We start from the raw sequence: 19,858 nt of genomic DNA on the forward strand, positions 1-19,858 counted from the left end.
TCGCGACTATTGACGTACGCACTCGAACACTACGCCTTCTCTACGGCACCCGACACCCGAACAACCCCATGAAAATGGACATTTCACCACAGATGACACTTGCGGTGAGTTCGGGAAACCGGATAGGGCTAGTAGAGACACCTATCCGACCCGGCCGGCTTTGGAGGCGCCGCACACCGCACTGCACGTATTGGCTTCGGCGGCCATATGCCGAGAACGATGGAGGACACATGTCACCCCGGCTCGACGCATCGCAGACCCTGACGGCGACGTCGGCACCTTCTCCGGGTACCCCGGAGCACGTCGACGTAACCGGAACCGACGGAACCGACGGACTCGCCGGACTTCCCGAGATCCCCCCGTACGCCGAGGTGGGGCCGGTGGACGCACGGGCTCTGTCCAAGACGCTCTTCGCGCGGCTGGTGTCCCTCGAAGAGGGCACGCACGACTACGCGTACGTCCGCAACACGCTCGTCGAACTCAACCTCGCGCTCGTGAAGTTCGCCGCCTCCCGCTTCCGCTCCCGCAGCGAGCCGATGGAGGACATCATCCAGGTCGGCACCATCGGCCTGATCAAGGCGATCGACCGCTTCGAACTGAGCCGCGGCGTCGAGTTCCCCACCTTCGCGATGCCGACGATCATCGGCGAGATCAAGCGCTTCTTCCGTGACACCTCCTGGTCGGTGCGGGTGCCCCGCAGGCTCCAGGAACTCCGGCTCGACCTGGCCAAGGCCGGCGACGAACTGGCCCAGCGCCTCGACCGCGCGCCGACCGTGAACGAGCTCGCGGAACGGCTCGGCATCAGCCGCGACGAGGTCGTCGAGGGCATGGCCGCATCGAACGCCTACACGGCCAGTTCGCTGGACGCCCAGCCCGAGGAGGACGACTCCGAGGGCGCGCTCGCGGACCGCATCGGCTACGAGGACAACGGACTCGAGGGCATCGAGTACGTGGAGTCCCTCAAGCCGCTCATCGCGGAACTCCCGCAGCGCGACCGGCAGATCCTCTCGCTGCGGTTCGTGGCGAACATGACCCAGTCCGAGATCGGCGACGAACTCGGCATCTCCCAGATGCATGTCTCCCGGCTGCTGTCGCGCACCCTCGTGCGACTCCGGAAAGGCCTGACCGTCGAGGAGTGACAGGACTTCGCGGCCCGCGAGGCCGCACATCGGAGCGGTCCGGCGCCGACGGCGCCGGACCGCTCCGTCTCTTCTTCGACAACTCTTGCCCCAAAAGGCCGATCCCGTCACCATGGGCACCCCAAACTGGCCGGTACGTCAGGACGGGACGAGCACGCACCGGGTGCGGGGAGGCGGACGAACATGGCGCAGGGCGACCCGGCCGACAGAGACACCTCGGCCGAGGGGGACGGACAGCCCGCGGGGGCGTCCGACGTACGGCTGACCGAGCTGCTGCGCGCCGGGACCTCCACCGCGTACACGGCTCTCCAGGAACTCCGCGCGCGCCATCGCCCCTCGGTCCTCTCCTACGCCCGGCTGTGCACCACCGGCGAGTCCGGGGCCGGGCAGCTCGCCGCGCAGACCTTCACCCTCGCGGCCCGCGAGACGGCACGCGGCATCGACCCCAACGTCCCCTGGCGGCACCGACTCCTGCTGCTGACCGGACGGTTGGCCGCCTCATGGGCCCGGGACCAGCGGGCCGCGGGCCTCGACCCCGCGCTGCTCCTCGTCCTCGGCACGACCGGCCCCGACGGTCCCGTCCCGTCCCTGCTCCCCGCCTTCCAGTCGCTCCCGTCCCGCGCCCAGGGCCTCATCTGGTACGCGGTCGTGGAGCGCGAGCCCGTGGAACGGACGGCGGTGCTCCTCGGCCTCACCACCGAGGACGTCACCTACGGCACCGCCCAGGCGCTCCAGTCCCTCGGCCAGGCCTGCCTGAAGTACCGGCTGGCCGCCTCGGACGATCCGCGCTGCGGGGACTTCCGCCGGCTGATCGAGGAGTCGGTGCGGCCCGACAATCCCCGCTCGAGCACCGACCTCAACACCCATATGGCGCGCTGCGCGCACTGCTCGGCCGCCTACGAGGAACTGACCGCCCTGCGCGACCATCCGCGCTCCGCCCTGGCCGAGGGCCTGCTGCCCTGGGCGGGCACGGCCTACGTCACGAACGACGTACCGAGGGCGGCGCCCGTCCCGCCCGGGCCCCCCGCCCGCCCGCGGGCGCCGGTGCCGCCCTGGCCGCCGTCCCGCCGGGTCGTCCTGACCTCGGCCGCGGCGCTCGGCGTGGTTCTGGCGCCGGTCCTGTTCCTTCTGCTGTCCTCGGGCGGGACCCCGTCCACGGGCGCGGCGGGTTCGGTCGGCACGCCGTCGGGGCCGCCCGCAGTGACCGTCACGGCCACGGTCCCGGTCACCCCGTCGGCCTCCGCCCCCTCGGCCTCGCCCTCGGCGACCTCGGCGTCACCCTCCCCCACCCGCACGTCGGCGCCGCCGCGGTCACCGAGCCCGAAGCCGTCCCCGACCGTCGCACTCCGCCCGCCGGGCACCGCCTACGCCCAGGTGGTGAACGTCGCCTCGGGTCTGTGTCTGGACATCCGCGACGGCGACCTGGAGAAGGGCACCGATGTCGTCACGGCGCCCTGTACCTCCTCCGCCACCCAGCGCTGGCGCGTCGACACCGGCAGCGGTTCCCTCCGGTCGGCGGCCGACGACGGTTTCTGTCTGGACAGCCGGGGCTCCGTCGACAAGGGCGTGGGCATCTGGGAGTGCTCCTCGCTCGACGGCGACCACGGCGACAACCTCCGGTTCAGCGTCGACGGGGACGGCGTGATCCGCCCGGCCGTGGCCATCGAGACGGCCGTGACACCGGACGGCGACGCCGGGCTGTCCCTGGTGCCGCTGAACGGGGGCACGGGCCAGCGCTGGCGCGTGGGCACCGCCTGACGGGAACCACCTGGCGGGCTCCGGCCCGCAGGGTTCTCAGATCTCGCGGACGCCGCGCCGCCAGACGCCGGTGACCAGCGGAACGCCGGGGCGGTAGGCGAGGTGGACGTGGCTGGGGGCGTCCAGCAGGGCCAGATCGGCGTAGGCACCCGGCGCGATCCGGCCGACGTCGTCCCGGCGCAGTGCCCGCGCGCCTCCCGCCGTCGCCGACCACACGGCCTCGTCCGGGGTCATCCGCATGTCCCGCACCGCGAGCGCGACGCAGAAGGGCACGGACGACGTGAAGGACGAACCGGGGTTGCAGTCGGTGGACAGGGCCACGGTGACACCGGCGTCGATGAGCCTGCGGGCGTTCGGCCACTCGGCGCGGGTGGAGAACTCGGCGCCGGGCAGCAGGGTCGCCACGGTGTCGCCGCTCGCGAGGGCGTCGACGTCCGCGTCCGTCAGGTGGGTGCAGTGGTCGGCGCTCGCCGCGTCCAGCTCGACGGCGAGCTGGACTCCGGGGCCGTACGAGAGCTGGTTGGCGTGCACGCGCGGGTGCAGGCCCTTGGCCTTGCCTGCCGTCAGGATCGCCCGCGCCTGGTCGCCGTCGAAGGCGCCCTTCTCGCAGAAGACGTCCACCCAACGGGCGTACGGGGCACAGGCGTCGAGCATCTCGCCGGTCACCAGGGCGACATAGCCGGCCGGGTCGTCGGCGTAGTCGGGGGAGACGATGTGCGCGCCGAGGTAGGTGACCTCGTCGGTGTGCGAGGCGGCGATGCGCAGCGCGCGGGCCTCGTCCTGGACGGTCAGGCCGTAGCCCGACTTGGTCTCGAAGGTCGTGGTGCCCTGGCGGAGTGCCTCGCGCAGGTAGCGGGTGAGGTTGCGCTCCAGTTCCTCGTCGGAGGCGGCGCGGGTGGCGGCGACGGTGGTGCGGATGCCGCCCGCGCTGTACGCGCGGCCGGACATACGGGCGTTGAACTCCTGGGTGCGGTCACCGGCGAAGACCAGGTGCGAGTGGGAGTCGACGAAGCCCGGGATCACCGCGCGGCCGCCGGCGTCGACCCGGTTGTCAGTGGCGGGTGCTTTGCTTGATTCACCGGTCCACGCGACGCGGTCGCCTTCGATGACGACGGCCGCGTCCTGGATCAGACCGAGCGGGGATCCGTCACCTTGGGAGGGATCGTTGGTGACCAGACTGGCGATGTTGGTGATGACGGTCGTGCTGCTCATGGCGTCCTCAGGGGTGGCGGGACAGCTGGCGGGGGGCGTCGGGCGCGCGGGTGCTCCCGCCCGCCCAAGAGTCAGGAGCGCAGCGCCTGGACGGCGTCCGCGAGCGCTGCCGGCACATCGGGGACGAGGGTGTGCGCGCCGTCGCGCACGACGTGCCGGCCCGCCACGACCGTGTGCCGGACGTCGGCGGCCGTGGCCGCGAATACGGCTGTCTCGGCGCCGAGGCGTGGCAGCGGTCCCGCTGTTCTGACCGAGTCGAGGGCGATCGTCGTGAAGTCGGCGAGCGCGCCCGTCTCGATGCTGCCCGCGTCGTCCCAGCCGAGGGCCGCGTGGCCGTCGGCGGAGGCGGCGCGCAGCAGGGCGGCGGCCGTCCAGTGACCGCGGGTGCGGGTGCGCAGCCGTTCGTTCAGCTCCATCGCGCGGGCCTCTTCGAGGAGGTCGATGACGGCGTGGCTGTCGGAGCCGAGCGAGAGGGGTGAGCCCGCGCCCTGGAGGGCGACGGCGGGGCCGATGCCGTCGGCGAGGTCGCGTTCGGTGGTCGGGCACATGCAGGTGCCGGTGCCCGAGCCGCCGAGCAGGGAGATGTCCTCGTCGGTGAGGTGCGTGTTGTGGACGCCGGTGGTGCGTGGTCCGAGGACGCCGTGGTCGGCGAGCAGCCGGGTGGGCGTGCGGCCGTGCGCGGCCAGGCATGCCTCGTTCTCCGCCGTCTGCTCGGACAGGTGGACGTGGAGCGGGGCGCGCCGCTCCTCGGCCCAGCGGGCCACGGTGGCGAGTTGTCCGGCGGGCACGGCCCGTACGGAGTGGATCGCCGCGCCGATCCGTGCGTGATCCCGGTCCTTGAGAAGTGAAGAGCGTTCCGCCCAGGCGTCGGCGGTGCCGTCGGAGAAGCGCCGCTGGTGGGGGTTGGGCGGCTGCCCGAAGCCGGCGGAGAGGTAGGCCGTGTCGAGCAGGGTGATGCGGATCCCGGCGTCCGCGGCGGCGGCGATGAGCGCCTCGCCCATGGCGTTGGGGTCGGTGTACGGGGTGCCGTCGTGGGCGTGGTGCACGTAGTGGAACTCGCCGACGGCGGTGACTCCGGCGAGCGCCATCTCCGCGTACACCGCGCGGGCCAGCGCGTGGTAGGTCTCCGGGGTCAGCCGGTCCGCGAAGGAGTACATGATCTCGCGCCAGGTCCAGAAGGTGCCGGAGCCGACCTGGACGGTGCCGCGCAGGGCGCGGTGGAAGGCGTGCGAGTGGGCGTTGGCGAGGCCGGGGAGGGTGAGTCCGCGCAGGATCTCGGCGCCCGGGGGCGGGGTGGCGACGCCGGTGCGGACGTCGGTGACACGGCCGTCGGCATCGGCCCCGGAGCCGCCGGCGGACACGGTCACGGCGACGCCCGGCTCGACGTTGGTGTCGAGCCAGGCGTGTTCCAGCCAGTACGTCTGCGTCACCTGGAGGCCAGCCCTTCGAGTACGTCGGCGAGTGCGGTCACCCCGGCCACGCAGTCGTCCTCGGCGGCGTACTCGGCCGGGGAGTGCGAGATGCCCGTGGGGTTGCGTACGAACAGCATGGCGGTCGGGACGGTTCCGGAGAGGATTCCGGCGTCGTGTCCGGCCCCGGTTCCGAGAACGGGGACGTTGAGGACGGCTTCCCGATCCTTGCCCAGGATGCGGGCGAGTTCGTCGCGCAGGGCGTGCTCGAACTCGACGACGGGGGTGAACGACTCACGGATCACGTCGAGTTCGACGCCCTGTGCCTCGGCGTACTCGCGGGCCGCCTTCTCGACGCCGGTGACGACCGTGTCGAGGGTCGCCTGGTCGGCGGCGCGGGAGTCGAGCCAGCCGCGTACGAGGGAGGGGATGGCGTTCACCCCGTTGGGCTCGACGGCGATCTTGCCGAAGGTGGCGACGGCGCCCGCGAGCCGGGCCTCGCGGCGGGCGGCGAGGACGGTCTCGGCGTAGGGCAGCATCGGGTCGTGGCGGTCCACGAGCCGGGTCGTGCCGGCGTGGTTGGCCTCGCCGCGGAAGTCGAAGCGCCAGCGGCCGTGCGGCCAGATGGCGCTGGCGATGCCGACCTGGTCGCCGCCGATGTCGAGGGCGCGGCCCTGCTCGACGTGCAGTTCGACGAAGGCGCCGATCCGGCCGAGCCGCTCGGGGTCGGGTCCGATGGCGCCGGCGTCGTACCCGGCGCGCTCCATGGCCTGCGGCAGGGTGATGCCGTCGGCGTCGGTGAGCCGGTGCGCCTGCTCGACGGTGAGCTGTCCGGCGGCCAGCCGGGAGCCGACGCAGGCGAGCCCGAACCGGGCGCCCTCCTCGTCGCCGAAGTTGACGATGGCGAGCGGCTTGGTGAACTGCACGCCGCGGACGCGGAGTTCGTCGAGCGCGGCGAAGGAGGAGACGACGCCGAGGGGGCCGTCGAAGGCGCCGCCGTCCGGGACGGAGTCCAGGTGCGACCCGGTGACCACGGCGTCTCCCGCGGCGGGGTCGCCGAGCCAGGCCCACTGGTTGCCGTTGCGGTCGAGCTCGTAGGTGAGCCCGCGGGACTCGGCCTGCTGCCGGAACCAGGCCCGGCACTCGGTGTCGGCCCCGGTCCAGGCGAACCGGCGGTAGCCGCCGGAGGCGGAACTGCGGCCGATCGGCAGCAGCTCCGCCCACATGCTGTGGAACGTCACGCGGTGCCGCCCTCGTGACCTTCGCGCATCGGGATGCGCACACCGCGCTCGTCCGCGACGGACTCGGCGATGTCGTAGCCGGCGTCGACGTGACGGATGACGCCCATGCCGGGGTCGTTCGTCAGGACGCGGCGGATCTTCTCGCCGGCGAGCTTGGTGCCGTCGGCGACGGAGACCTGGCCCGCGTGGATGGAGCGGCCCATGCCGACACCGCCGCCGTGGTGGATGGAGACCCAGGAGGCGCCGGAGGCGACGTTGACCATGGCGTTCAGCAGCGGCCAGTCGGCGATCGCGTCGGAGCCGTCGAGCATGGCCTCGGTCTCGCGGTACGGGGAGGCGACGGAGCCGCAGTCGAGGTGGTCGCGGCCGATGGCGAGGGGGGCGGCGAGTTCGCCGGAGGCCACCATGTCGTTGAAGCGCTCACCGGCCTTGTCGCGCTCGCCGTAGCCGAGCCAGCAGATGCGGGCGGGCAGGCCCTGGAAGTGGACGCGCTCGCGGGCCAGCTTGATCCAGCGGTGCAGGGACTCGTTCTCCGGGAACAGGTCGAGGATCGCCTTGTCCGTCTTGTGGATGTCGGAGGCCTCGCCGGACAGGGCCGCCCAGCGGAAGGGGCCCTTGCCCTCGGAGAAGAGGGGGCGGATGTAGGCGGGGACGAAGCCGGGGAAGGCGAAGGCGCGGTCGTACCCGGCGAGCTGGGCCTCACCGCGGATGGAGTTGCCGTAGTCGAAGACCTCGGCGCCCGCGTCCATGAAGCCGACCATGGCCTCGACGTGTGTGGCCATGGACTCACGGGCGCGGGTGGTGAAGCCCGCCGGGTCCTTGGCGGCCGCGTCGGCCATGTCGTCGAAGTCGATGCCGACGGGGAGGTAGGCGAGCGGGTCGTGGGCCGAGGTCTGGTCGGTCACGATGTCGATGGGGGCGCCTTCCGCGAGCATCTGCGGGAGGAGCTCGGCCGCGTTGCCGAGCAGGCCGATGGAGAGCGGCCTGCGGGCGTCACGGGCCTCCACCGCGAGCTCCAGGGCGTGGCGCAGGTTGTCGGCCTTCACGTCCAGGTAGCGGTGCTCGATGCGGCGCTCGATGGCGCGCGGGTCCACGTCGATGCAGATCGCGACGCCGTCGTTCATCGTCACGGCGAGCGGCTGGGCGCCGCCCATGCCGCCGAGTCCGGCGGTCAGCGTGATGGTGCCGGCGAGGGTGCCGTTGAACTTCTTCGCGGCGACGGCGGAGAAGGTCTCGTAGGTGCCCTGGAGGATGCCCTGGGTGCCGATGTAGATCCAGGAACCGGCGGTCATCTGGCCGTACATGGTCAGACCCAGCTGCTCCAGGCGCCGGAACTCCTCCCAGTTGGCCCAGTCGCCGACCAGGTTGGAGTTGGCGATCAGGACGCGCGGGGCCCACTCGTGGGTCTGCATGACGCCGACGGGGCGGCCGGACTGGACCAGCATGGTCTCGTCCTGCTTGAGGGTGCGCAGGGTGCGGACCATGGCGTCGTAGGAGCGCCAGTCACGGGCGGCCTTGCCGGTGCCGCCGTAGACGACGAGCTTGTCGGGGTGCTCGGCGACCTCGGGGTCGAGGTTGTTCTGGAGCATCCGCAGGGCGGCTTCCTGCTGCCATCCCAGGGTGCTCAGTTCCGTACCGCGCGGCGCTCGGACGGGGCGGGGTCCTGACATGGTCTGCCTCCTAGCGGACTGTTGCTATAGATATTCACATCCTGACTTGTTGAATAGAGCTAGTCAATAGGCGCGCGGTCCCGCACGCGCTCCTGCCGGATGTTTGGCTGGGACGCATGGGCGCAGACATGGACAGGGCAGGGGACCGGGCGGACGACAGGGCGGGCGGGGCCGCGATGACTTCGGCGGAGACTTCGGACGCGACGCGGGTCCCGCGGCGGGACGACGCCGTGCGGGCCGCCCTGGAACAGGGGCTCCTCACCGCGGACCGTCCCGTCGTCGCGCTCCTCGACGCGACCGGCATCCGGGCCTCGGCCGCCGCGCTGCACACCGCCTTCGACGCGATCACCGCTCCCGGCACTCCGGTACTGCACGCCTTCGCGGTGAAGGCGACACCCCTCGTGCCCGTCCTGCGGCTGCTGCGCGAGCAGGGCATCGGCGCGGAGGTGGCGAGCCCCGGAGAGCTCGCGCTCGCCGCCGCGGCGGGAATCCCGCCGGAGCGGACCGTGCTGGACTCGCCGGCGAAGACGCCCGCCGAACTGCGCGAGGCGCTGGGGCTCGGCGTCGCGGTCAACGCGGACAGCCCGCAGGAGCTGGACCGCATCGACGCCCTCGTCCGCTCCGCCGCCACCGCCTCCCCCATCGGAATCCGGGTGAACCCGCAGGTCGGCGGGGGTTCGATCGAGGCACTGTCCACGGCGACGACGACCTCCAAGTTCGGCGTCGCGCTGCGGGACGAGGGGGCCCGCGCGTGGATCGTGCGGGCGTACGCCGACCGTCCGTGGCTGACCCGGCTGCACGTGCACTCGGGCTCGCAGGGCATGCCTCTCACGCTGATGGCGCAGGGTGTGGCGGAGACGTACGAGCTGGCGGAGGAGATCAACCGGCATGCCGGGCGACGGCAGGTCGACACGGTCGACATCGGCGGCGGGCTGCCCGTCGACTTCGGCTCCGACGCCATGGAACCGACGTACGCGCGGTACGCGCGGCTACTCGCGGAGGCGGCGCCGGGACTGTTCGACGGGCGGTACGGACTGGTCACCGAGTTCGGGCGGTCGCTGCTGGCCAAGCACGGAACGGTGCTGGCGCGGGTGGAGTACACGAAGTCCGCCGGGGGCCGGGCGGTCGCGGTCACCCACGCCGGGGTGCAGGTGGCGACGCGCACGGTGTACGCGCCGGGGTCGTGGCCGCTGCGGATCGCCGCGTACGACGCGAAGGGCCGCCCGAAGCCGGGGCCGGACGTCGTCCAGGACGTCGCGGGCCCGGCCTGCTTCGCGGGCGACCTGCTCGCGAAGGGCCGCCCGCTGCCCCTGCTCGAACCGGGCGACCACGTGGCCGCGCTGGACACCGGCGCGTACTGCTTCGCCCACCACTACGCCTACAACTCCCTGGCCCGCCCCGGCGTCTACGGCTTCGCCCCGGCCGAAGGCGACCCGGGAGCCACCCGCTTCGCGGTCGTGCGGACCCCCCAGACCCTCGCCGAGATCGTCACCGAATCAGGCGGCCCCCACACCCGCTCACTCACCGACCTGTAGAACCGGGGAAGATCCAGCCCCTCCGGCCGACTGACAAATCCAGCCCCTCCGGCGTTCGAGGAGCGATCCGGGGCGGAGCCCCGGGAAGGGGCGGAGGGGGCGAATCCAAGAAGGGCGGCACCGGCCGACCGACACCGACCGACGAGCGCCGGCCGACGGCACCGCACCGACCGGCGGGCGTCGGCGACACCGGCGGACACCGGGGCGCACTGAAAGCGCCGGGCGCCCGATCGCACCCATGTGCGCCCCCGCCACACCGGTCCTGGGCAGCACAAACCGACCTCGGAGGGTTTGAGGCCGCCAGAGAATGTGGTCAGTTGACCCACCTTAGTCACCGCGGGCATTTTCCACAGGAAAATGCCGGATCACTCCCTTCCCGTGCACACAGTGCGTAACTTCGGCGTCACTCGGCCGAACCCTTTGGCGGGAGGGAGACACGGTGCCCGGTATCGACGAGTGCCTGCTGGAGGCCATGACACTGCCAGGTGCCCGGGGCGCCTCGGTGGTCGACTGGACCAGCGGCCTGGCTCTGGGCACGGTCGGCGACGCTCCGGGCGACGACCACGAGACGACCGCGGCGGAGGCCGCCGAGCTGGCCCGGCTCGCCGCGGAGAACCGCTCGTTCGCTCCCAAGGGCGGCTCCGACTGGTCCGAGTGGTCCGACCAGGAGACCCCGATCGAAGACCTGATCATCAGCAACCGCGACAGCTACCACGTCCTGCGGTTCGTCCGGACCGCCTTCGACAGCAGCGTGTTCCTGCATCTGTGGCTGGCCCGCTCGGACGGCAATCTCGCCCTGGCCCGCATCCGGCTGGGCGAGATGGCCGGACGGCTGGTGCTCGTATGACCACCGTCAGGACACCTCCCCCGCCCCGGCTCCCGATACGGGACACGGCGCAGGGCACCGTCGGCGGCGTCTCCCCGATGCTCAGCCGGCTCGCCGAGGAGCGGGCCACCGGTGTCCTCATCCGTGAGCGCGGCACCCTCTATCTCGCCGACGGCGAGGTGGTGCACGCCGAGAGCCCGGCCACCCCCGGCCTCGACGTACTGTTCTCCGTCCACGGCGTACTGGCCCCCGAGGTGTGGCGGGAGGCGGTCGCCGCCGCCGGGGCGCGCCGCAGGGTCGGCCGGTTCCTGATCGACAGCGGGCGGATCGCGGAGGGCGCGCTCGAGCTGTGCCACCTCGGCTCCCTCTACGACGCCGCGTACTTCGTCCTCGGGCCGAGCAGCACCCCGAGCCGCTTCCGGTACGGCGCCGCGCACTGGTTCGGCCCGCTCCGCCCGGTCCCGGTCGCCGCGCTGGAGCGCGAGACGGTGCGCCGGCGTGAACTCCTGCACCGGATCTGGCCCGACCCGGCGACCGACACCGCGCCACTGCGGCGCGCCCCGCTCGCCGCGGGGCCGGCAGTCCCGGTGCGCCAGGGGGCCGTCCTCGACCGGGTGGACGGCGTCCGCACGGCGGCGGAGGTGTCCCTCGCGCTGGGGCGGCCCGCCTTCCACACGCTCGTCGACCTGCGCCGGCTCGCCGCCGCCGGACTCGTGACGGCCGCGCCCGAACCGCAGCCGCTCCCCCCGCCCAGCGTGCTCACCCAGACCTCCACCGATCCCGACGTCGCGCTGCTGCGACGACTCAGAGACGCGCTGGAGGCCTTGTGAGTCCCAACCCCGCGGGAGGCCTTGTGATCCGCGCGCTACGACAGCGTGCCGAGAGGAGACTGCTGATGGCGGCGGAGGCCGAAGTCCTGGACGAACTCCATCGGTTGAGGGCCAGGGTGCCCCAGCTGACCGGAGCACTCGCGGCCAGCGCCGACGGTCTCGTCCTCGCCCACGACACACCCGGCGTCGAGCCGGACGGCCTGGCCGCGCTCACCGCGGCCGCCCTGGGGGTCGCCATCCGCATGGCCGAGTCCACCGGCCACGGCGACCTGCGCGAACTGCTGGTGCGCGGCGTCCACGGGTATGTCGCGACGTACGCGGCGGGCGGCTCCGCCGTGCTGACGCTGCTCGCCCAGGACCGGGTCAACGTCGGCCGACTGCACCTGGAGGGGCGGCGCTCCGGCACCCGGATCGGCGAACTCGTCGACGCCGCCACCGCCCGGGGCGAGCCGGCCGCCGAACCGGCCAAGCCCTCCGCGAAGCCCTCGTCACGCACGCGCACCCCGCGCGGTCCCACCCCGCGTACCACATCCAGCCCTGCCACCAACCACCCGAGAACATCAGAGAGCTGAAGGAGCACCACATCATGACGAACACCGAGACCGCCCTCAAAGAGGCTCTGGCGTCCATCGAGGGTGCGACCGGAGCCGCCCTCGTCGACTACACCAGCGGAATGGCGCTGGGCACCATCGGCGGCAGCAAGAGCTTCGACCTCACCGTCGCGGCCGCCGGCAACACCGACGTCGTCCGCGCCAAACTGCGCACGATGGAACACCTGGGCCTGAAGGGCGACATCGAGGACATCCTGATCACGCTCTCCGACCAGTACCACCTGATCCGGCTGATGAAGGGCCGCGGCGGGAACGGCCTGTTCCTGTACCTGGTCCTCGACCAGAAGCGGGCCAACCTGGCGATGGCCCGGCACCAGCTCAAGCGGATCGAGAACGACCTCGAGGTCTAGTACCCGACAGTCGACGTTCGCACCGACAGCCGACGTTCGCCCGTCGGGCGACGTCCGTTCCGGTCAGTGACGCCGCGCCCCACCGGGTGCGGCGTCACCCGCCGCCACTCCGGTGGCCCGCACGGCCCGGACCGGCTTGCCCACGGGAGCACCCGCGCGCGGGCCGAGCCAGTCGACACGCACCCAGATCAGCGCCTGTCCGGCACGCTCCAGGCGGCCGAGCCGGCCGGCCTTCAGCCACAGTCCGACGCCCGCGCCGGCGAGCAGCATGCCGCCCGCGGCGGGCACCGCGAACGAGCCGGCCAGCGCGGCGGCGAAGGCGAGCAGCAGCCACCAGCGGTGACCCCGGCGCCAGTTGCGAAGGGTCATGGCACGGTCCTGGAGCACATCGTGCTTGCCGGCGCGGTCGGCCGAGCGGACCAGGGCGTCGTACCGCTTCCCGCGCCAGTACGCCACCACGGGCGCCGCGACGAGAAACAGCGCGGCCCCCGCCATGACGCCGATCCTGCGCCCGGTCAGCCCGGGAAGCAGCACTCCGATCCCGGCGGCGAACACCCCGCACCACCACAGCGGTACCGCTCCCGCCCGCACCACGACGGCCACCCGGGCCAGTCCCTGTCCTCCGCGCGCCACGATCCGCCTCCCGTCCCCGCACAGCCACGTCCACGGGCACGCCGACCGCCGTGACGCCCGTGTGCCCTGGGCGCGCAGGCTAGCCACGGAAGGTGAGACGCGTCTGAGAAACGCCGGAACGACCGCTCCGGCGCCCGGAGCGACGCCTACTCCACGAACAGTCCCCGTACGGCGGCCCGCGCGTCGAACTGCTCCAGCCGTGCCTGCGCGTCCGGCAGGTCGTCGCACATGGCCTCCAGCAGCACGCGGCCGAGCAGCATCGGCGCGCACGCCGTGTCGAACGCGAGGCCGGTGCCGACGGCGGCGGGGAGCAGCAGGTCGGACACCTTCGCCACCGGCGCGAACGCCGAGTCCGCGACCGTGACGACCGTCAGCCCGGCCTCCTTCGCGTAGGCGAGGGCGTCGACGACCTCGCGCGGGTGGCGGGGCAGCGCGAAGCACAGCAGGGCCGTGGCCCCGGCCCGGACGGCCGCGTCGATACGGTCCTGGAGCATCGTGCCGCCCTCGTGCAGCAGCCGGACGTCGGGGTGCACCTTGGCGGCGAAGTAGGCGAAGCCGTAGGCCTGGGAGGCGGCGGCGCGCAGCCCGAGGACGGGCAGCGGACGGGACGCGGCCAGCAGGCGCCCCGCCCGCGCGACCGGGCGCGGATCGGCGAGCACGGCGGCGAGGTGGCGCAGGTTCTCGATCTCGGCCTCGACGGCCTGCTGGTACTCGTTGTACGAGGCGGTGTCGGCGGCCGGTTCGGCGGGCGCGACCTCGCGCAGGTGCTTGCGCAGCGCCGGGTAGCCGTCGAAGCCGAGCGCGACCGCGAAGCGGGTGACGGAGGGCTGGCTGACTCCGGCGAGTTCGGCGAGTTCGACACTGGACAGGAACGGCACGTCGGCGGCGCTGCGCACCATGCTGTGGGCGATGCGGCGCTGGGTCGGGGTGAGCCGGCGTCCCTCGAAGAGGGTCTGGAGCCGTCCGGCGGGGCTGTCGCCCACACTCGTGTCGCGCTCCACGGCGCCGTCCCCCGTCGTCCCGCCGGCTCCCGTAGTCCCTCCGGCCCCCACGGCCCCGCTGCCGTCCCCGTTCCTGTCGGCGCCTCCGGCCGTGTCGCTGCCCGTGCTCATGACGTGCTCCCCCTCCAGATGTCCGTGAACCGGTCGAGCAGTGCGGCGGCCGCCGTCACATCGTCCGTGAGCGGCCGGTCGGCCTGCTCCGCGTCGAGCACCGCCTCGGCCAGCTCAAGTGCCCGCCCGGCCGGCAGCTCCGGGTCGGGCCGCAGGTCGCGCTGGCGCAGCGCCCGCACCGCGGCGACCAGTTCGCAGCCGACGACGAGACGGTACGCACCGCACGCGCGCAGCGTCTGGCGTGCGGCGAGCGAGGCGAAGCTCGCCTGTTCCTCGACGCCCCGGGAGAGTACAGCGTGACCGAGCGAGGCGGGCGCGGAGAAGGCCCGCAGGTCACCGAGTGCGGCACCGGCGGCGTACTCCAGGATCATCACTCCCGAGGCCGCGGGTTCGTGGTCGGCGAGGAAGGGGCGCAGCCGGGTGTAGGCGGGTTCGTTGAGGGTGGACAGGCGGGACGTGGACAGGCGTGCCACCTGGGTGACCGCGAGCCTGAAGTGATCCAGGGCCAAGGCGAGTTGGGCCTGGTAGAAGCCGCCGTGGTGATAGGCGGCCATGTCCTCGGGGGAGATGAGCGGGTTCTCCGCGGCGGCGTTGATCTCCACCGAGAGGACCATCTCCAGCGCGTCCGCCGCGTCGTGCGCGGGGCCGTGGATCTGCGGCAGGCAGCGGAAGCCGTACGGGTCCTGGATCCGCCCGAGCGGTGGCGTGGGCCGGTCCGCCGCGCCGATCAACTCCCGCATCCGGCGCGCCACTTCGACCGACCCCCGGTGCGGCCTGGCGGCGTGCACGGGCGCCGCGTAGGCCTCGTGGGACCCGTCGACCGCCAGCAGAGACAGGGCCGCGACGACCTGGGTCGCGCCGATCAGCCCGCGCAGCTCGTGCAGGGCGAGGACGGACTGTCCGAGGGTGAGCGCGTTGCTGCTGATGAGCGCGAGGGCGTCGTTGTTGTCGAGTGCCAGAGGCTCGGGAGCCACCCCCTCACCGGACGGCGTGCCCAGGCCCCTCCACGGGTGCTCGCCCGCGAGGGCCAGGCCCACCTGGGCCAGGGCGGCGATGTCCCCGGTACCGACCGAGCCGAGCTCGTTGACGACCGGGTACGCGCCGCTCTCCAGCGCCTCGCACAGGGCCGTCACGACGGTGGGCCGCAGTCCCGCGCCGCCCGCGAGGAGCTGGTTCGCGCGGACCGCGAGCATCGCCCGGACCTGCCTGGCAGGCAGTTCCTCGCCGATGGCCCCGGCGTGGCTGCGCAGCAGGCGCAGGCCATGGCCGGCGGCCGCCTCGGAAGGCACGCCCTCGTTCCGGTTGGCGCCGACGCCGGTGGAGCGGCCGTAGACGCGGCCGGTGGCGGCGATCCGCCGGGCGGCACACCAGGACTCCTCGGCCCGCTTCATCGCGTCCGTGCCGGGAACGGGCCGCGCGGTCCCGTCCGCGAGCCGTACGACGTCGTCGACACCCGTGCTGCGGCCGTCCAGGACGACGAGCGCGACGGCCGCCACCGGGGGCGTCACCGCACACGACGTGTCCACGGTCCCGGACGACATCACGCACCCACCCTTCTATTCAGGTACCGAGAACTCTGCATGACGATATGCAGACCGGGCAAGGGGCGTCTTGCGGGGGCTCGGCCCAGCCGCAACAGGGGGGCTGTCCCCAGTGCCACGCGCGCTCCGGCTGTCTAACGTGATGGACATGACCGGTATGAACGCCCGCCATGACGACGCGGAGCTGAAGAAGGAACTCGACGCCACCCTGCACGCGCGCAGGGAACTGGGCGAGGAGTACGAGTCCGCGCTGGTCGACTCCTTCCTGGAGAAGGTCGAACAGCACCTCGACGGCGCCGTCGACCGCCGGGTGCGCCGTCGGCTCGCCGAACAGCAGATGGTGGCGGCGCGGGGCACGCGCTCCCCCCAGTCGTCCGACTCCTGGGGCGAGCGTTTCGGCTTCGCGATCGTCTCGCTCGTCCTCGCGGTGCCGCTCTCCGCGATCGGCGGCGGAATCGCGCATCTGCCCGGCCTGCTCGTCGCCTGGGCCGGCATCGTCGGCGTGAACGTGGTCCAGGCGGCCCGCCTCTCCCCCGGCTTCTTCGGCCGCCGCAGGTCCCGGCCGGAGTCGGACTGGGAGGAGTAGCCGCCGGAAAGCGACACCGGGAGCGGGACGTCACCGGGCGGGATCCAGGTGCCGCACGGCCCCGTACGGCATACGAAAGGGCCCGGCACTCGGGGTGAGTGCCGGGCCCTTCGACGTATTGCGCGGGGACCGCCGCACCCCCGGTGAAGGGGGGCGGGACGACGGCGGTCCCCGCGGGGGACGCGAGCCGGGTCAGGACCGGGCTGTGCGTCCTAGGCGTCCATGGAGGTCCGGGAGCCGCTCCGGAGGTCCTTGGCGCCGTTCTGCGCCGGCCGGGCGGGGAGCCGCTCCCGCCCTGCCGACACCCACCAATGTGCCGGACCCGTGTTAAGCGGGTGCTGCGCGGACGTGACGCGCTCGTACCACTTCCGCGAAGTTCACCCCGGCCGGAGCCGGAAGATCCACACGGATCCGGCACTTCGAACAAAAATCCCGCGGCGGCCCAGGTCAGCCGGACGATGTGTGCCCGGCACCGCCCTCGCCCGGCACCCGTCCGTCCGGAGAAGTCACCAGGCGCCCGCCCTGGCCGACATCCCCGGCCCCGACCGGCGTCCCCGGCCCCCGGGAGTCTCCGGGGGCCGGGAGCGGTCAGGCCCTGACGCCGCCCTTGGCCAGGAAGGAGAGCAGGTCCTGCCGGCTGACGACTCCGGTGGGCTTGCCCTCGACGAGCACGATCGCCGCGTCGGCGCCGCCGAGCACGGACATCAGGTCCGCGACGGGCTCACCGGAGCCGACCTGCGGCAGCGGAGACGACATGTGCTTCTCCAGCGGGTCGTCCAGGGAGGCCCGCTTGGTGAACAGCGCGTCCAGGAGCTCGCGCTCCACGACCGACCCGATGACCTCGGCGGCCATCACGTCCGGGTGACCGGCGCCCGGCTTGACGATCGGCATCTGCGAGACGCCGTACTCGCGCAGCACCTCGATGGCCTCGCCGACGGTCTCCTCCGGGTGCATGTGCACCAGCGAGGGGATCGAGGCGCCCGCCTTGTCGTTCAGCACGTCGGCGACCCGGGCGCTCGGGCCGGTGTCCTCCAGGAAGCCGTAGTCGGCCATCCACTCGTCGTTGAAGATCTTGCTGAGGTAGCCGCGTCCGCTGTCGGGGAGCAGGACGACCACGACGTCGTCGGGGCCGAGGCGCTCCGCGACCCGCAGCGCGGCGACCACGGCCATGCCGCAGGAGCCGCCGACGAGCAGGCCCTCCTCCTTGGCGAGCCTTCGCGTCATCTGGAAGGAGTCCTTGTCGGACACGGCGACGATCTCGTCCGCGACCGTACGGTCGTACGCGGTCGGCCAGAAGTCCTCACCGACGCCCTCGACGAGGTAGGGCCGGCCGGAGCCGCCGGAGTACACGGACCCCTCGGGGTCGGCGCCGACGACCTGCACCTTGCCGTCGCTGGCGTCCTTCAGATACCGGCCGGTGCCGGAGATCGTGCCGCCGGTGCCCACGCCCGCGACGAAGTGGGTGATCTTCCCCTCCGTCTGCTCCCACAGCTCGGGGCCGGTCGAGTGATAGTGCGAGAGCGGGTTGTTCGGGTTGGAGTACTGGTCGGGCTTCCAGGCCCCCGGCGTCTCCCGGACCAGCCGGTCGGAGACGTTGTAGTACGAGTCCGGGTGCTCCGGGTCGACCGCGGTGGGGCAGACCACGACGTCGGCGCCGTAGGCGCGCATCACGTTGATCTTGTCGGTGGAGACCTTGTCGGGGCACACGAAGATGCAGTGGTACCCCTTCTGCTGCGCCACGATGGCGAGGCCCACACCGGTGTTACCGCTGGTCGGCTCGACGATCGTGCCGCCGGGCTTGAGCGCGCCGCTCTCCTCCGCGGCCTCGATCATGCGCAGGGCGATGCGGTCCTTCACGGATCCGCCGGGGTTGAAGTACTCGACCTTCGCCAGGACCGTCGCCTGGATCCCCGCGGTCACGCTGTTGAGTCTCACCAGCGGGGTGTTGCCGACGAGACTGATCATCGAGTCGTGGAATTGCACCGTTGTCTCCGGAGCTGCGTTTTCAACAGGAATGGTCACGTCAGCCTACGGCCCTGAGCAGCCGTTCACTCTCGGTTGAGATTGGCCCACCCGCTCTTCGGGGCAAGCAGTGGTTGTACGGCTACAGGAGGTGGCGGCGAGGAATGTCGAGTATGTCGAGGGCGAGGGTGGCCCGGCGGATCGCCGCGGGCGCGGCGTACGGCGGGGGCGGCGTCGGGCTGGTGGGGGCGGCGGCGGTCGGTCTGGTGCTGGCCGAGGTGCAGTTGGTCAAGCGCCATGTGGGCAACGGACACGCTCCCTACGCCCCGCGCGCGGACGGTCTCTACGGGTACGACTACACCGGCGCCCCCGCCGGTGAACCCCCGCTGCGGCTGACGATGCTCGGCGACTCGACGGCCGCCGGCCAGGGAGTGCGCCGGGCCCGCCAGACGCCGGGGGCGCTGCTGTCCTCCGGGCTCGCGGCGGTGGCCGAGCGGCCGGTGGAGCTGTGCAATGTGGCGCTGCCCGGCGCCCAGTCCGACGACCTGGACCGGCAGGTCGCGCTCGCCCTCACGGACACCTCCCGGCTGCCCGACGTCTGCGTGATCATGATCGGCGCGAACGACGTGACGCACCGGATGCCGCCGACGCGCTCCGTCCGTCATCTGTCCGCGGCGGTACGACGGCTGCGCACCGCCGGCGCGGAGGTGGTCGTCGGCACGTGTCCCGACCTGGGCACGGTCGAGGAGGTCCAGCAGCCGCTGCGCTGGCTGGCCCGGCGGGCCTCGCGGCAGCTCGCCGCCGCCCAGACGATCGGGACCGTCGAGCAGGGCGGCCGTACGGTGTCCCTCGGCGACCTGCTGGGCCCCGAGTTCGCGGCGAACCCGCGCGAGCTGTTCGGCCCGGACCACTACCACCCATCGGCCGAGGGGTACGCCACGGCGGCCATGGCCCTGCTTCCGACGGTCTGCGCCGCGCTCGGCCTCTGGCCGGCCGAGGAGGAGCGGCCGGACGTCTCGCGCAACGAGGGGTTCCTTCCGGTCGCGCGGGCGGCCGCGGAGGCCGCGTCCGAGCCCGGCACCGAGGTGACCGCCGCCATGCCCACCGGCCCGCGCGGCCCCTGGGCCCTCCTGAAGCGCCGCCGCCGCCAACGCCTCCCGGCAACGGACCCGGCCCCAACCCCGACCAACTGACCTCCCACGGATCCCTCCGGGGGCGGGCCCCAGGCGTCTGGCCCCGCCCGGCACCGATCTCCGAGCCCCGTCCGGGCGGTCCGTACCCGGCTGCGGGCGCGTGGGGGCCGGCCGCGCGGTTCCCCGCGCCCCTGGGTGTCTCGCCTCGCCCGCGAGACCAGGTGCCGCCGGCGAGAGTTGCAGTCCCTCCGGCGACGAATCCACCCCGCCGGCGAGAGATTTCAGCCCCTCCGGCGTTTGCGGAGCGGGG

Annotated in this window: 17 protein-coding genes; 9 read left to right on the forward strand and 8 right to left on the reverse strand. The window is 72.9% G+C overall.

Annotated elements, in window-relative coordinates; translation table 11 throughout:
* The first annotated feature begins 230 nt into the window (after positions 1-230).
* Positions 231-1,139 carry an RNA polymerase sigma factor SigF gene (locus ABZV42_RS00265; protein ID WP_355989913.1) on the forward strand — a complete coding sequence of 303 codons (909 nt, stop codon included), beginning with the start codon at positions 231-233 and terminating at the stop codon, positions 1,137-1,139.
* Between the two features lie 183 nt (positions 1,140-1,322).
* On the forward strand, positions 1,323-2,897 hold the full coding sequence (locus tag ABZV42_RS00270) for an RICIN domain-containing protein (protein WP_356050539.1): 1,575 nt from the start codon (positions 1,323-1,325) through the stop codon (positions 2,895-2,897).
* Positions 2,898-2,933: 36 nt separating this feature from the next.
* Here ABZV42_RS00270 and hutI read toward each other — a convergent pair whose 3' ends face one another.
* The 4 genes from hutI to hutU all read right to left on the reverse strand — a co-directional run bounded on the left by hutI (position 2,934) and on the right by hutU (position 8,429).
* Positions 2,934-4,109 (reverse strand): imidazolonepropionase, encoded by a 1,176-nt coding sequence (hutI, locus tag ABZV42_RS00275; protein WP_355982317.1) that lies wholly within the window; start codon positions 4,107-4,109, stop codon positions 2,934-2,936.
* Positions 4,110-4,180: 71 nt separating this feature from the next.
* Positions 4,181-5,539 carry a formimidoylglutamate deiminase gene (locus ABZV42_RS00280; protein ID WP_355982315.1) on the reverse strand — a complete coding sequence of 453 codons (1,359 nt, stop codon included), beginning with the start codon at positions 5,537-5,539 and terminating at the stop codon, positions 4,181-4,183.
* Positions 5,536-6,759 carry an allantoate amidohydrolase gene (locus tag ABZV42_RS00285; protein ID WP_355982313.1) on the reverse strand — a complete coding sequence of 408 codons (1,224 nt, stop codon included), beginning with the start codon at positions 6,757-6,759 and terminating at the stop codon, positions 5,536-5,538. Before ABZV42_RS00285 ends, ABZV42_RS00280 begins: the two co-directional genes overlap by 4 nt.
* Positions 6,756-8,429, reverse strand: coding sequence for a urocanate hydratase (hutU, locus tag ABZV42_RS00290; protein WP_355982311.1), 1,674 nt, complete (start codon positions 8,427-8,429; stop codon positions 6,756-6,758). Before hutU ends, ABZV42_RS00285 begins: the two co-directional genes overlap by 4 nt.
* Positions 8,430-8,605: 176 nt before the next feature.
* Between hutU and ABZV42_RS00295 the strand changes: the two genes are divergently transcribed.
* From ABZV42_RS00295 to ABZV42_RS00315, 5 genes are all read left to right on the forward strand, one after another.
* Entirely contained in the window at positions 8,606-9,964 is a 1,359-nt protein-coding gene (locus ABZV42_RS00295) for a diaminopimelate decarboxylase (protein WP_356050698.1), read from the forward strand.
* A gap of 439 nt (positions 9,965-10,403) precedes the next feature.
* Complete coding sequence (locus tag ABZV42_RS00300; RefSeq protein ID WP_037628227.1) at positions 10,404-10,811, forward strand: hypothetical protein; 408 nt, start codon at positions 10,404-10,406, stop codon at positions 10,809-10,811.
* Positions 10,808-11,620 (forward strand): transcriptional regulator, encoded by an 813-nt coding sequence (locus ABZV42_RS00305; protein WP_355982309.1) that lies wholly within the window; start codon positions 10,808-10,810, stop codon positions 11,618-11,620. The genes ABZV42_RS00300 and ABZV42_RS00305 overlap by 4 nt, the downstream gene beginning before the upstream one ends.
* Positions 11,621-11,685: 65 nt before the next feature.
* Entirely contained in the window at positions 11,686-12,192 is a 507-nt protein-coding gene (locus tag ABZV42_RS00310) for a roadblock/LC7 domain-containing protein (RefSeq protein ID WP_355982307.1), read from the forward strand.
* Between the two features lie 14 nt (positions 12,193-12,206).
* Positions 12,207-12,581, forward strand: a complete 375-nt coding sequence (locus ABZV42_RS00315) for a hypothetical protein (RefSeq protein WP_339129766.1) — start codon at positions 12,207-12,209, stop codon at positions 12,579-12,581.
* Between the two features lie 63 nt (positions 12,582-12,644).
* On the opposite strand, the gene ABZV42_RS00320 is transcribed toward ABZV42_RS00315, so the two are convergent.
* The 3 genes from ABZV42_RS00320 to ABZV42_RS00330 all read right to left on the reverse strand — a co-directional run bounded on the left by ABZV42_RS00320 (position 12,645) and on the right by ABZV42_RS00330 (position 15,867).
* Positions 12,645-13,214 carry a hypothetical protein gene (locus ABZV42_RS00320; RefSeq protein WP_355982306.1) on the reverse strand — a complete coding sequence of 190 codons (570 nt, stop codon included), beginning with the start codon at positions 13,212-13,214 and terminating at the stop codon, positions 12,645-12,647.
* A gap of 146 nt (positions 13,215-13,360) precedes the next feature.
* The gene (locus tag ABZV42_RS00325; RefSeq protein ID WP_356050540.1) at positions 13,361-14,326 is read right to left on the reverse strand and encodes a MurR/RpiR family transcriptional regulator; all 966 of its coding nucleotides are present in this window, start codon (positions 14,324-14,326) and stop codon (positions 13,361-13,363) included.
* Positions 14,323-15,867 (reverse strand): aromatic amino acid ammonia-lyase, encoded by a 1,545-nt coding sequence (locus ABZV42_RS00330; RefSeq protein ID WP_356050541.1) that lies wholly within the window; start codon positions 15,865-15,867, stop codon positions 14,323-14,325. Before ABZV42_RS00330 ends, ABZV42_RS00325 begins: the two co-directional genes overlap by 4 nt.
* A 148-nt stretch (positions 15,868-16,015) precedes the next feature.
* Between ABZV42_RS00330 and ABZV42_RS00335 the strand changes: the two genes are divergently transcribed.
* Positions 16,016-16,453 (forward strand): hypothetical protein, encoded by a 438-nt coding sequence (locus ABZV42_RS00335; RefSeq protein WP_355982300.1) that lies wholly within the window; start codon positions 16,016-16,018, stop codon positions 16,451-16,453.
* Positions 16,454-17,041: 588 nt separating this feature from the next.
* On the opposite strand, the gene ABZV42_RS00340 is transcribed toward ABZV42_RS00335, so the two are convergent.
* Complete coding sequence (locus tag ABZV42_RS00340; RefSeq protein WP_355982298.1) at positions 17,042-18,436, reverse strand: cystathionine beta-synthase; 1,395 nt, start codon at positions 18,434-18,436, stop codon at positions 17,042-17,044.
* Between the two features lie 143 nt (positions 18,437-18,579).
* On the opposite strand from ABZV42_RS00340, the gene ABZV42_RS00345 reads away from it, so the two are divergent.
* Positions 18,580-19,608 (forward strand): SGNH/GDSL hydrolase family protein, encoded by a 1,029-nt coding sequence (locus ABZV42_RS00345; RefSeq protein ID WP_355982296.1) that lies wholly within the window; start codon positions 18,580-18,582, stop codon positions 19,606-19,608.
* Positions 19,609-19,858: the final 250 nt, after the last annotated feature.

The organism is Streptomyces sp. NPDC005281, from assembly GCF_040607495.1.
In the GTDB taxonomy this organism is placed as follows: domain Bacteria; phylum Actinomycetota; class Actinomycetes; order Streptomycetales; family Streptomycetaceae; genus Streptomyces.

What these genes read in the sequence shown, in the direction of transcription:
- ABZV42_RS00265 (WP_355989913.1), top strand. Translation starts at nt 231, where the DNA reads ATGTCACCCCGGCTCGACGCATCGCAGACCCTGACGGCGACGTCGGCA.
- ABZV42_RS00305 (WP_355982309.1), top strand. Translation starts at nt 10,808, where the DNA reads ATGACCACCGTCAGGACACCTCCCCCGCCCCGGCTCCCGATACGGGAC.
- hutU (WP_355982311.1), bottom strand. Translation starts at nt 8,429, where the DNA reads ATGTCAGGACCCCGCCCCGTCCGAGCGCCGCGCGGTACGGAACTGAGC.
- ABZV42_RS00335 (WP_355982300.1), top strand. Translation starts at nt 16,016, where the DNA reads ATGACCGGTATGAACGCCCGCCATGACGACGCGGAGCTGAAGAAGGAA.
- ABZV42_RS00295 (WP_356050698.1), top strand. Translation starts at nt 8,606, where the DNA reads ATGACTTCGGCGGAGACTTCGGACGCGACGCGGGTCCCGCGGCGGGAC.
- ABZV42_RS00345 (WP_355982296.1), top strand. Translation starts at nt 18,580, where the DNA reads ATGTCGAGTATGTCGAGGGCGAGGGTGGCCCGGCGGATCGCCGCGGGC.
- ABZV42_RS00325 (WP_356050540.1), bottom strand. Translation starts at nt 14,326, where the DNA reads ATGAGCACGGGCAGCGACACGGCCGGAGGCGCCGACAGGAACGGGGAC.
- ABZV42_RS00310 (WP_355982307.1), top strand. Translation starts at nt 11,686, where the DNA reads ATGGCGGCGGAGGCCGAAGTCCTGGACGAACTCCATCGGTTGAGGGCC.
- ABZV42_RS00270 (WP_356050539.1), top strand. Translation starts at nt 1,323, where the DNA reads ATGGCGCAGGGCGACCCGGCCGACAGAGACACCTCGGCCGAGGGGGAC.
- ABZV42_RS00315 (WP_339129766.1), top strand. Translation starts at nt 12,207, where the DNA reads ATGACGAACACCGAGACCGCCCTCAAAGAGGCTCTGGCGTCCATCGAG.
- ABZV42_RS00330 (WP_356050541.1), bottom strand. Translation starts at nt 15,867, where the DNA reads ATGTCGTCCGGGACCGTGGACACGTCGTGTGCGGTGACGCCCCCGGTG.
- hutI (WP_355982317.1), bottom strand. Translation starts at nt 4,109, where the DNA reads ATGAGCAGCACGACCGTCATCACCAACATCGCCAGTCTGGTCACCAAC.